Consider the following 12,784-nt stretch of genomic DNA (forward strand, 5'->3'; position numbering starts at 1 on the left):
TCCTCCTAGGCCAGCGCGATAAGCGCATCACCGGCGCTCACCGAGTCACCTTCACGCACCAGCACCTCGGCCACATCACCTCCGTGTAAGGCGCGCACCTCGGTCTCCATCTTCATCGCTTCCATGATGATCACCACGTCCCCTTCGTTCACCTGCTGCCCGGGCTTAACCAATACCTTGAAGATATTACCGGTGAGCGGTGCATTAAGGGTCTCGCCACTGCTTAAGACCGTACTTTGTGGCGGGTTTTCGCCCACACCATCGACGGCACAAACGCTTTCCAATTCGCCGCCAGGGGCCACAACCACATCATAAGCCTTGCCATCGACGCTGATACTGTAACGCTCGGGACCGCATTGAGATGCTGCAGGCGCTTTAACTGAAGGTGAAGCAGCAGGTTGAGCTGCGGCTTGACTTGCCTCCATAGTAGGTACAGGCTCAAAGGCATCCGGGTTATTGCGGTTGGCCAAAAACTTCAAACCAATTTGCGGGAACAAGGCATAGGTGAGCACATCGTCAATCACCTCATCCGCCAGCTTTAGCTGTTGTTTTTTCGCCTGCTCGTCCAACTCAGCGGTCAGTTTATCCAGCTCAGCATCGATTAAATCGGCGGGACGGCAGCTAATAGCTTCACCACCGTCGAGTACCTGTTGTTGCAACAGGCTATCAACTGGCGCTGGCGTTGAACCATATTCGCCCTTTAGCACCCCAGCGGTTTCCTTGGTAATAGACTTATAACGCTCGCCTGTAAGCACATTAAGCACGGCTTGCGTTCCCACTATCTGCGAAGTAGGCGTGACCAAGGGTAAGTAACCTAGATCCTTGCGTACCTGAGGGATCTCCTTGAGTACCTCATCGAGGCGATCCGCCGCCCCCTGCTCTTTTAGCTGGTTTTCCATATTGGTCAGCATGCCTCCCGGCACCTGAGCCAAAAGAATACGACCATCCACGCCCTTGAGGCTGCCCTCAAACTGGGCATATTTCTTACGGACATCGCGAAAATAGGCGGCAATTTCTTCTAACAAACCCAAATCTAAACCCGTATCTCTTGGCGAGTCTTCCACTATGGCAACCATGGTTTCGGTGGCACTGTGGCCATAGGTTTGGCTCATGCTGGAAATAGCGGTGTCGAGCATATCAATACCGGCATCGATGGCCTTTTGATAGGTGGCGGTACTCAGGCCTGTGGTGGCATGGCACTGCATGGCGATAGGCAGGGAAACGGTTTGCTTTAATCCAGTGATAAGCTCATGGGCATCGTAAGGCTTTAATAGCCCGGCCATATCCTTAATACAGATGGAATGACAACCCATGTCTTCTAACTGCTTCGCCTGAGTTAACCACATATCCAAGGTATGTACCGGCGATACCGTATAGGAAATTGTGCCCTGAGCATGAGCGCCGACATTAACCGCTGCCTTAATTGCCGTCTCGAGATTACGCACGTCGTTCATAGCATCGAATATACGAAACACATCGACACCATTAGCGTAAGCACGCTCCACAAACTTAGTTACCACATCATCTGCATAGTGACGATAGCCCAATAAATTTTGTCCACGCAGCAGCATCTGCTGCTTGGTGTTGGGCATCGCCTTTTTAAGCTCACGAATTCGATGCCAGGGGTCTTCCCCGAGATAACGAATACAGGCATCGAAGGTGGCGCCCCCCCAAGATTCTACGGACCAATAACCAACCTGATCGAGTTTAGCGGCTATGGGGAGCATATCGTCTAAACGCATACGTGTTGCCAATAAAGACTGATGCGCATCTCGTAATACCAGCTCTGTTAAATGTAGTTTTGACATTCTGTGCCCCTATTTTTTATTGTTTTCTATACTGATGGACCGCTGCAGCAATGGCTGCAATATGGGCTTTAGGTATACCCGCTGTAGCTGGCCGGCCAGCCGTTGGGGCTTGTGCCCTGGTTGACTCATCTTCTTGCAGAAAATGCGACATCAGTTTTAAGGCGCCAATCAGCAGCAGCAAAAATATAAAGACCACCAGCATCCCGGTTGCCATTAACCCCGCCGCTTCAAGCATCAGTGCTGCAATGTTCATCCTCACTCCCAGTGCATTTTGTTAATTTTGGTAAACTTTTAATCAACACCATATCAAATAAATATGAATTGTCCACACCATGTAAATTGGTATTACCAATATTTAAAATTGATATTGTTCTATTAATAACGTTTAAAACTAGCAAGTTAGAGGTAAAAACTAGGTTGAAGTCGAATATATGCGATTGAAATATCGAATATAACCAGGAGTAATAGTGGTAAAGGGAAACAGCCAAATTAGCCTGTAAAGCGCAAAAGTCTCAATGATAATTGGTAAGACCAAAATATTTTGAAACAAGTATTTTTATGCTATATCGCTTAAGCCCTTGGCACTATTGACTTTGAGGGTCTACGCTTAGAATCGCTAATAGGAACAACCGCAGTTTGATTGTCCCTGATGTATTAGAAAAACTCTAATAACTAGGGAGAAAGACAATGTTAAAATCCAGACTTACGCTGGCGCTCCAACTCGCGCTCGGCGTTAGCATTTCCTCTATGGCCTTCATTAGCCCGCAGGCTCAAGCGGCGGGAGAAGAAGAGGCCGATAAAGATATCGAAGTGATTGCCGTAACCGGTAGTCGTATTCGTCAACCCGGCGCAGTCTCGGCCAGCCCCATTACTTCCATCGGCGAGCAAGAACTGGCGTTTCAACAAGAGCCAGAAGTAGAGCAAATTCTCCGTACCTTGCCAGCGACCATACCTGGTGATGGTAGTAACGTGAACAATGGTTCCGGTGGTGCCGCGACGGTTAACTTACGTGGCCTTGGCTCTCAACGCTCACTCATCCTGGTCAATGGCCGCCGTATGATCCCCTACAACTATAATGGCTCGGTGGATACTTCCGTGATCCCTGCAGCCTTGGTAGAGCGTATCGACGTAATTACCGGTGGTGCTTCGGCGGTATATGGTTCGGACGCCATTGCCGGTGCGGTTAACTTTATCCTTAAAGATAACTTTGAGGGTATCGCTCTAAATACATCGCACCAGGAAACCGATGAAAATGACGGCGACAAGGACAATATTTCTTTAACCATAGGTTCTAACCTGGCCGACGACCGCGGTAACGTGGTGTTGTCATTAGACTGGACCAAGCGGGATCAGGTATTGCTCGGAGAGCGCCCCTTAGGTTTGCTTGGCATAGACACCGCCAGTGGTGCGAACCTGGCTGAGTTCCGTAATGGCGAGCCACCCATTCCGGCTCCACCTGGGTGTGAGGCCCCCGACTCGGTAGGCAGTGGGGGTTCTACAACCGCCATCCCAACGCGCTTTGCTATCGTCGGTGGTGGTGCAAGCGCTTCGGGCCAATTTAGAAACGACGGTTCGCTATCAGCAGATACCTGTAGTGTATTTAACTTCAACCCTTATAACTTTTATCAAACACCTTCAGAGCGCTACTCGGGCACTGCTCTTGCGCGCTATAGCCTGACCGAAGAACATGAAATTTATTCTTCACTGACCTACAGCTCTATCTCGGTAGACACTCAGGTTGCGCCATCGGGTACCTTCGGCTCAGCCTTCCAGCTACCGCTGTTCAACCCGTTAATTGGCGACCAAGCCCGTCAATTTATGATAGACGCAGGTAATAACGCACTAGCAAATGATTTGCTCGGTGCCAATAACTGGAATGACGTCAACGGCAACGGCGTGGTGGATGAAGAAGATTACCTCACCGTGCAGCTTCGCCGCCGTACCTTAGAGCTGGGTCCTCGTACCGAACGCTACGATACCTCATTATTCCAGTTTGTAACTGGTGTGAACGGTTACGTCTTTGACGATTGGCAATATGACGTGAGCTTTCAATACGGTGAGTCGAACCGTACTACGGTACGTGCCGGTTATACCAACCTGACTAACATCCAAAACGCCTTGGATACTGCGGACGGTGTAACCTGTTTGAACGGCGACCCCACTTGTGTGCCTATCGATCTGTTTGGTGGCTTCGGCACCATTACCGATGAAATGGCCGGTTATGCCACCGCTATTGCTCTGCAGCAACAGAAATACAGTCAACGTATCGCTACCGCCACCTTAAACGGTCCGGTCGAATTTATTGAAATTCCCAGCGCCGGTGCACCGCTGTCCATGAGCTTCGGTTACGAATACCGTAAAGAAAAAGGCCTGTTTGAGCCCGATGAGTGTTTGAAACTTGCCCCTGCCAGCTGTCAAGGTGGTGCAGGTGGTAACCAGTTGCCCATCGAAGGTGGCTTTAGTGTTGACGAACTCTTCCTCGAAGGTTATCTCCCCGTCATTGATGGCATGGCGTTTGCTGAAACCTTGGATATTGAGTTTGGTTTCCGCTGGGCCGATTACGATACCGTGGGCTCAAACGAAACCTGGAAGCTTGGTTTTAACTGGCGTCCGGTCAGCTCTGTGCTGGTTCGCGTGATGCAACAGGAAGCGACCCGTGCACCTAACGTGGGTGAAATCGCCTCGCCTGTTGTGACCGGCCTGGACAACGCAGGTAGCGATCCCTGTTCGGTTGCTAATGCTGGTAATATAGATGCCACCTTACAGGCATTGTGTGAGTCTACAGGCATGTCAGCCGCCCAGGTAGGTAACGTTCAAGACGTTATCTCTGGTCAGGTACAGGTTATCTCCGGTAGCGATCCGCTTAACCCGCCCGATGCGGAAGAAGCAAGCACCTTCACCGCGGGTCTGGTATGGACGCCTGAATTCGACACCCTGCAAAACTTCACCATCAGCTTGGATTACTATGACATCGATATCGATGACATTATCGGTGAGTTTTCGGCTCAGGAAATTCTTGATGCCTGTTACCAGCTAGGCGATGCTGAGCAATGTGCCAAGATCCAACGTGTTGGCGGTGACTTGACGGTTGCTGGTGCGGGTATTGAGCAATTTACCACCAACCTTAAAAACCTTCGCGCCGAGGGTGTAGAGCTTGGCTTTAACTTTGCTTGGCCGATGGATAACTGGGGGGAATTACAGTTCTCCGGCACCATCAATAAATACCTGACTCAGGAATCTCAGAGCTCTGATACGGCACGTATTATCGACTGTAAGGGTTACTACAGCACCAGCTGTGACCCGCTCGCCGAGCTTCGCGCGGTACAGCGTACTACCTGGGCCATGGATGACTTTACGGTATCGCTACAATGGCGTTATACGGATGGTATAGACGTCGAGCCGGTAGTAATTGATGATTACTTTGAGGAATTCCGCAGTATCGGCTCTTACAGCTACTTCGATCTGTATGCCAACTACCATATCACCGACAATATTACCGCCAGTCTCGGTATAGACAACCTATTCGAGAAAGATCCACCGGTAGTAGGTAACGAGGCAGGTGATACCAGCTCTAACTCGGGTAACACCTTCCCAAGTAACTATGATGTACTGGGCCGTAAGTTTAAGTTGGGCGTTCGCTTCCAATTCTAAGCAGCCCGCATAAGCAACTTAAAGCCGCGCTCTTGCGCGGCTTTGTTATTTAGTACACTGTGGGATTACGCCAGGCTTAGCCAAAGGCTGAGTCACAGTACTTACCAAAAAAGGCTCCTTCTGCGAGTCCTGTACCCGAACCTTAGCAATATCCAATACCCTAAAGTCCCCCGGCGCATTGAGATGCCATAACCCCGATTCGCGCTGCGAAAAGCAAAATTCGGCGGTGTCGCCATGCACCAATAAAATAGGAAACGCCACTTGCTCGGCCAGCGCATCCAGGTGCTGACGGTAAGGTGCTAACGCATCACAGTTTTGCTGTAACTCTTGTGTGCAAGGCTCACCGTAATTATTGGCTTTATAAATATCGGCCTGAATAAAGATCACCGCTGCGCTCACCCGTGCTTTCAATTGCGAAGCCAGCCAGTGCATATTGTATTTATCACGGCTCTGGGCGGCTGACAGCGCCTCTTGTGGTTCGCTTTTTAGCACTTGCGCTCGGCCATTGTTAGTGCCGACCACATGCAGCGTCAGATACTTAACATCATCAATGCGCCAAGCCTGATTTTCTAGCTGATCTTTTTGTCTGTGATAATTGGGCAAATCCAGCTCGGATTGAGCAAAATGGGTGCGAATATAGGCAAGACGCTCTAATTCATCAAAACGCGGCTCAAGGGCTGCTCGGTCACAATCGGTCCAGTCGTTGTCGCCCGGGGTATAAACCAGGGGGGAAGTGGTCAATTCACTTAACAAGCTATAATTTTTTTGCAGCAAGGTATCCGTGCAAGGCTGCGAACCGGATTTTAAATCCCCAACATGAGCCACAAATAGATGTGGGGTTTGCTGCACGGCTTGGTATAATCGCCCTTTAGGCGCACTAAGCAAGGTCTCGTCGATGGGGGTATAAGGCATATCGCCAAATACCAAAAATTGCTGAGGTGTGGCGCTTACCAAGCTAGCCCACAATGCCGCCATAAAAAATAAAATACGCATAATCATCCCTTACTTTGCAGTGGCTAGGGCCTGTTGATCTTTGTTGTTTGTTTCTGCAGCAGTTTGTAGTGCATTTATACAAGGCAGAGTATGTGTGGTGTAGTTATTCTACACGAGCATGCGATAACATAGTAGAAATACACTACAAGCGCTGCCCTGTGGGTTCATCTAAACGCCTCCAGCTCTTTGTTGCTCGCTATGAACATAGGCGAGCAAGACCGAAGCAATGCTTCGCAGCTTAGCGAGGTGAGCGCATGGATGCGCGATGTAACCAAGCTTCATGGATGAATTTAACCACATGAATCAGTGATTATATTCATCAGAAGGCGTTTAGATTGAACATAAAGTAAACCACAAAGATAAATAGACCCTTGAGCGAGTAATCATGAACTACACCACCACTTACATCTTAAACAAAGACTACTTCAGCGAAAGCTATGAACAGTCTTTGCCGTTGAGTAATCGCAAACAACCCAAATATGGTTTGATCCTGTTGTTAATCGCACTCGCCCTATTTAGCATACTGAAGCTACAAAACAACTACTTAGGATATTTTTTATTTGCCTTAGCACTACTTGAAATGGTGGCTTATAGGTATCAAAAAGCCTGGTGGATAGCGCGTCAACGCCTCTCTCGCGCCGCCGGTCACGAGGTTGAACTGACTATTGATGAGCAAGGAATTAGCACCTCAGCGAATGGGAAGACACGAGTATTGCTGTGGAAAAATATCCGCGAGGCTGTAGCTACCGAAAAGGGAGTGGTACTGGTATCCGGTAAGGGGCATAGTCATTATCTCAGTAACACCGTACTCAATGACGAAGTAAGAGATTTTATACTGACCCAGAAAAAACAAAAGCCACTTTAAAAAGTGGCTTCGCAACAAGCGGTATTATTCGTTACCCGGGTTCGAGGAGCCCGACTTTTCTGCTTGTATTCGCATGTAAATTTCTTCACGGTGCACAGATACGTCTTTAGGTGCATTAACACCGATGCGTACCTGGTTACCCTTAACGCCTAATACGGTAACCGTGACTTCGTCACCTATCATCAGGGTTTCGCCTACTCGACGAGTAAGAATTAGCATTCTCTTGCTCCCATTATTCCAAATTAGTCAAAAATTCCGTCAGCGGCATTTTAATGAATAATTACTATAAAAGTAAGTAAAACTTTGCTTAATTATTCATCTGCCATGCCAAATGTTGCATGCAGAGCTCTTACTGCCAGCTCTAAATATTGCCGTTCGATCAGCACCGAAAGCTTTATTTCTCCTGAGCTAGCAATAAATACATCGATATTTTCATCAGCAAATACACGAAAGAACTGACTGCTTAACGATGCATTTGTTTTTATACCCACACCGACCAAAGAAAGCATGGCTAAATCGTCCCGACTGGTGATATTTACGCCGGCTAATTGGTCGGTATTTGATAACGCAGTAAGCGCTTCTCGCAACTCTAAGCTGGGTATACTTATAGCATAGTCTACTTTGCCAACTTTTTGATTAACTTGATTAATAACATCAACTTCAATGCCTTTATGGGCCAACAACTCAAGTATATTCGCCAAGGTTGCAGGGTTAGCGTCACAATTATTTAGGAAAATAAGTGCCTGTTCCCTTTTAAAGGCTATACCCGACACATTTTGCTGTGGCATCGGCTCGTCCTCATCGCTTAAAACTAAAGTGCCCTGATCTGGCTCAAAACTGGATAGCACTCGCAGGGGTACCCGGTACTGGGCCGCCGCCTCAACAGCACGGATATGCAATACCTTGGCTCCCAAACTGGCCATTTCCAGCATCGCCGGCACACCTATACTCGTCAGGCGTCGCGCTTTGGGCTCAACACGCGGATCGGTGCTGTAGACACCGTTTACGTCGGTGTAAATTTGGCACTCTTCAGCGTTGAGCGCCCCGGCAATGGCCACCGCCGAGGTATCACTGCCGCCACGCCCCAAAGTGGTAATATTGCCTTCGCCGTCACGGCCTTGAAAGCCTGCGGCGATAACAATACGACCATGTTGCAGCTCCTGGCGCAAGCGGCGGGTGTCAATGTCCAGGATACGAGCCTTGGTAAAGAGGTTGTCGGTATTCATGCCCAGCTGATCGCCGAGCAGACTCACCGCCGGGTAACCACGGCGGATCAACGCCATCGACAGTAGCGATGCCGTTACCTGTTCGCCGGTGCTAACCAATACATCGAGTTCTCGAGTGCTGGGTCTGTCATCCACTTGTGCGGCCAAGGCCAACAAGCGGTTGGTTTCTCCAGACATGGCCGAGACCACGGCTACCACCTGATGGCCGAGTTGACGTTGGCGTATAATAATATCGGCGACCGCCTCAATTCGCTCAATGGAGCCAACCGAGGTGCCGCCGAATTTTTGGACTAATAGGGCCACAGTATCTAATGCAGCCTAATATTAACCGCGTTCGCTCACCCAAGCCTCAACACTGGCTAGGGCGGCGTCAAGGTTATCTGGTTGTGTACCGCCGGCCTGAGCCATATCGGGACGACCACCACCTTTACCACCAACCTGAGCAGCCATATGATTGACTAGCTCACCGGCCTTAAACTGACCGGTCAGATCCTTGGTCACACCGGCAATCAGGCTGACCTTGTCGCCATTGGCAACACCAAGGGCAATAATGCCTGAACCCATTTTGTTTTTCAGATCATCGACCATGCCACGCAGGGCTTTGCTTTCGGTGCCGGCAACATTGGCAATCAATACCTTCACGCCATTGATGTCTTTAGCAGCGTCCAGCAGCGACGCACCTGCGGCACTGGCAAGCTTATCGTTAAGCTGAGTCACTTGCTTTTCCAAGCCCTTAGAACGCTCTAGCAAGCCTTGCACCTTGTCCAGTACATTGGCGCTGTCCGCTTTCAATAACGCCGCGATTTGCGCCAGTTTCTCTTCCTGAGCCGCAACATGATTTAGCGCATCGGAGCCGGTCACCGCTTCAATACGACGTACGCCCGCGGCAATACCCGCCTCGGAAACGATCTTGAATAAGCCGATATCACCGGTACGCTCAACGTGAGTACCGCCACAGAGCTCAATTGAGTAATCGCCTATGCTGACAACCCGTACTTCGTCGTCATACTTTTCACCAAACAGCGCCATCGCGCCTTTTTCTTTGGCAGCATCAATGGCCATCAACTCGGTTTGTAACGCGAAGTTACGACGAATTTCGTCATTTACCTGCTTTTCAATGCGCTGCAATTGCTCTGGCGTCACACCTTCAAAGTGCGAGAAGTCAAAGCGCAGACGATCCGGTTGCACCAATGAACCTTTCTGGTTTACGTGTTCACCCAGCTCTTGACGCAGGGCTTCGTGGATCAGGTGAGTTGCGGTATGATTTTTCTTAATGCGGTCACGACGCTCGGCATCGATGCGGGCATCCACCTTGTCGTTCACACCGATTTGTCCTACGACCTTACCGTGGTGAGCAAAGGCATTACCCAGTTTCTGCGTATCGGTCACGATAAACTCGCCGTTAGCCGTGGCAAGCACACCTGTGTCGCCTACCTGGCCACCTGACTCGGCGTAAAACGGGGTGCGGTTTAGGATCACAATCCCTTCCTGGCCATCGTTCAGTACACTGACCTTCTCGCCACCGGCAAACAATTCCACCACGGTGGCGCTATGCTGCTGGGCATCATAGCCTTTAAATTCGGTCGACTTATCCGAGCGCAATTGGGTGTTGTAGTCGGCGCCAAACTTACCCGCTTGCTGCGCTTTTTTACGTTGCACATCCATGCACTCTTGGAAGCCCTTTTCGTCTATGGTCAAAAAGCGCTCACGAGCCACATCCGCGGTTAAATCGGCCGGGAAACCATAGGTATCGTACAGCTTAAACACCACATCACCTGGGATCACATCCCCTTCCAGGGAGCTTAGGTGCTCCTCAAGAATCGCGAGACCACGCTCAAGCGTCTTACCGAATTGTTCTTCTTCGATGCGCAGGACTTTCTCAATAATGGCTTGCTTCTTGGCAAGCTCAGGGTAAGCATCACCCATCTGCGCAACCAGCTCGGCAACAAGCTTATGGAAGAAGGTACCCTTGGCGCCAAGCTTATTACCATGGCGTACGGCACGGCGAATAATACGACGCAATACATAACCACGGCCTTCATTTGAAGGCATAACACCATCGAGTACCAAGAAGGCACATGAACGAATATGGTCGGCGATTACGCGCAGTGATTTGTCTTCCATATCCTGGGCATTAGTGACCTCAGCGGCAGCCTTAATCAACGCTTGGAACAGGTCGATTTCATAGTTCGAGTGTACGCCCTGCAAGATAGCGGCGATACGCTCCAGACCCATACCTGTATCGATAGATGGGTTTGGCAATGGCTCCATGGTACCGTCGGCATGACGGTTAAATTGCATAAATACCAGGTTCCAGATCTCGATATAGCGATCGCCATCTTCTTCCGGTGTGCCCGGAGGACCACCCCAGACTTCTTCGCCGTGATCATAGAAAATTTCCGAGCACGGACCACAAGGACCGGTATCGCCCATGGACCAAAAGTTATCTTTTGCACCAATGCGAGAAACGCGTTCTTTAGGCACACCAATTTGATTAATCCAAATATCGGCGGCTTCGTCGTCTTCGGTGAACACGGTGACCCAAAGCTTTTCTTTTGGCAGCTGTAACTCTTCGGTCAAAAACTTCCAGGCAAAGGCAATGGCCTGCTCTTTGAAGTAATCACCGAAGCTGAAGTTCCCCAGCATTTCGAAAAAGGTATGGTGACGGGCGGTGTAACCCACGTTTTCAAGGTCATTGTGCTTACCACCGGCACGGACACAACGCTGAGCACTGGCGGCGCGGGTATATGGACGCTTTTCGGCGCCTAAGAACACGTCTTTAAACGGTACCATACCGGCGTTGTTAAATAGCAAGGTGGGGTCATTACCCGGCACCAAAGAAGCCGAAGGCACCACCTGATGTTGGTGCTTGGCGAAATAATCTAAGAACTTCTGTCTTAGTTGTGCGGTCGTCAAATGCTGCATTGCGTTTTTCTCACTCGTCTGTCGCTTCACTTGCAAGTGCAAATTCTATTTGTTGGTAGTCAAAGCCTCGCGCCGTTAAATAACGAATACGCTTGGCTTTTTCCTTATAATCTGTGTTTTTTCCCAGCGCCTTAAATTTACGCTGGTAGGCCTCTAGAGCCAGTTCGAACCAATCGATGTCCATTTCTGCCAAGGCCACAGCCACCTGCTCTTTGGCCAAGCCTTTTTGCTGGGCATCGGCACTGATACGCCGTGGTCCGTGACGTTTGTCTACTGCCCGGCGAATAAAGCTGGCGCAATAGCGTTTATCGTCCAAAAAACCCTGTTGCTCACACCAATCTAACAGCTCAGTGGCAAAGTCCTCTGGTACCTGGCGTTGCTGCAATTTGCGCTGCAAATCCCTGCGGCTGTATTCCTGCCGCCCCAGTAACCAGAGCACATAGTTCTTTTGTTTTTGCTGTTCGCGCTCATCCATTAAGCGTCAAACCGACCGTCTGAAGAAACCGATTCCTGCTCTTTAGCAGGCTCACTTTGGCTCTTATCGACGGTGCCATTACCGCCCTCATGGTGCTGTAATTTAGGCATAAATATCGCTTGAAAGGCGATGAATAAGCTAATGTAGCAAATCGGCATAACAACAAGAAGGGGAATAAAGGACAAAATCGCACAAACCAGCATCAAGCCTGCACCAATCAGACCATACACCGTCATCGCTGCCATATTATGATAAAACGCCATTAAACTGGCCTTCATCACCGCCCACATCGATGTGTGACCGCCAAAATAAACCAGGGGCACAGCGAAGGCAAAGGCACATAAATAAACACTAAATAGCACCAAAAACAGCGCCACCGCAGGGAAAGAGAAGCTTTGCGCTAATTGCTGCAGAGCCAGCTGCGGGTCAAGATCGGGTTGAGCTATAACGGCCGCCGCATCGGCAAACAACAGGCTACTCACCATGCCTAATAGCAAGGCCGCGCCCATTTGATATAGACCAACGCGGAACAAAGGCATGCGTCGACCCTGCTGTGAAAACACATTAAGGATATCGGCAAACGCCACCTTGTGTCCCTGCTGACGGCGCAATGCGGCTTGATAAAAGCCAGCCAGTAAAAAAGGTGTTGCAAGCACCGCCGGGATTTTTAGCAACGGCAGAATAAAACCCAGCATGCCCACGGCGGCGATAAACAAGTACATAAACATAAAAATAAACGGCTGGTGCTGGAAGGTATCCAAACCGGCTTTAAACCAGCGCGCTCCCGAGCCGGCCTTGTACACGCGTATTTCTATCGACATGATGACTAATCTTCCTTTTA

10 protein-coding genes are annotated in these 12,784 nt (G+C 49.7%); 2 read left to right on the forward strand and 8 right to left on the reverse strand.

All coding sequences use genetic code 11. From position 1 onward, the window contains the following. Positions 1 to 5: 5 nt before the first annotated feature. Positions 6 to 1,808 carry a sodium-extruding oxaloacetate decarboxylase subunit alpha gene (gene oadA / locus C2M29_RS15300; protein WP_105190608.1) on the reverse strand — a complete coding sequence of 601 codons (1,803 nt, stop codon included), beginning with the start codon at positions 1,806 to 1,808 and terminating at the stop codon, positions 6 to 8. Between the two features lie 16 nt (positions 1,809 to 1,824). Continuing rightward, positions 1,825 to 2,061: an OadG family transporter subunit gene (locus tag C2M29_RS15305; RefSeq protein WP_105190609.1), complete on the reverse strand. Its 237-nt coding sequence runs from the start codon at positions 2,059 to 2,061 to the stop codon at positions 1,825 to 1,827. Positions 2,062 to 2,495: 434 nt separating this feature from the next. Here C2M29_RS15305 and C2M29_RS15310 point away from each other — a divergent pair, with 434 nt between their 5' ends. Continuing rightward, a complete protein-coding gene (locus C2M29_RS15310; protein ID WP_105190610.1) occupies positions 2,496 to 5,459 on the forward strand; it encodes a TonB-dependent receptor domain-containing protein in 2,964 nt (987 codons plus the stop codon). A gap of 45 nt (positions 5,460 to 5,504) precedes the next feature. Here the strand turns inward: C2M29_RS15310 and C2M29_RS15315 are convergent, their stop codons facing one another. Beyond that, complete coding sequence (locus tag C2M29_RS15315; RefSeq protein ID WP_233998446.1) at positions 5,505 to 6,452, reverse strand: hypothetical protein; 948 nt, start codon at positions 6,450 to 6,452, stop codon at positions 5,505 to 5,507. 385 nt (positions 6,453 to 6,837) lie between these two features. On the opposite strand from C2M29_RS15315, the gene C2M29_RS15320 reads away from it, so the two are divergent. Next, positions 6,838 to 7,317, forward strand: coding sequence for a YcxB family protein (locus tag C2M29_RS15320; protein ID WP_105190612.1), 480 nt, complete (start codon positions 6,838 to 6,840; stop codon positions 7,315 to 7,317). A gap of 24 nt (positions 7,318 to 7,341) precedes the next feature. Here the strand turns inward: C2M29_RS15320 and csrA are convergent, their stop codons facing one another. From csrA to C2M29_RS15345, 5 genes are all read right to left on the reverse strand, one after another. Further along, positions 7,342 to 7,536, reverse strand: coding sequence for a carbon storage regulator CsrA (csrA, locus tag C2M29_RS15325; RefSeq protein WP_105190613.1), 195 nt, complete (start codon positions 7,534 to 7,536; stop codon positions 7,342 to 7,344). Positions 7,537 to 7,628: 92 nt separating this feature from the next. Further along, entirely contained in the window at positions 7,629 to 8,846 is a 1,218-nt protein-coding gene (locus C2M29_RS15330) for an aspartate kinase (RefSeq protein ID WP_105190614.1), read from the reverse strand. A gap of 21 nt (positions 8,847 to 8,867) precedes the next feature. After that, positions 8,868 to 11,468, reverse strand: coding sequence for an alanine--tRNA ligase (gene alaS, locus C2M29_RS15335; RefSeq protein ID WP_105190615.1), 2,601 nt, complete (start codon positions 11,466 to 11,468; stop codon positions 8,868 to 8,870). 10 nt (positions 11,469 to 11,478) lie between these two features. Further along, the gene (locus C2M29_RS15340) at positions 11,479 to 11,943 is read right to left on the reverse strand and encodes a regulatory protein RecX (RefSeq protein WP_105190616.1); all 465 of its coding nucleotides are present in this window, start codon (positions 11,941 to 11,943) and stop codon (positions 11,479 to 11,481) included. Next, positions 11,943 to 12,764 carry a BPSS1780 family membrane protein gene (locus C2M29_RS15345; RefSeq protein WP_105190617.1) on the reverse strand — a complete coding sequence of 274 codons (822 nt, stop codon included), beginning with the start codon at positions 12,762 to 12,764 and terminating at the stop codon, positions 11,943 to 11,945. The genes C2M29_RS15340 and C2M29_RS15345 overlap by 1 nt, the downstream gene beginning before the upstream one ends. Positions 12,765 to 12,784 lie beyond the last annotated feature (20 nt).

Source organism: Pseudoalteromonas sp. T1lg48 (genome assembly GCF_002964785.1).
Classification (GTDB): Bacteria; Pseudomonadota; Gammaproteobacteria; order Enterobacterales; family Alteromonadaceae; genus Pseudoalteromonas.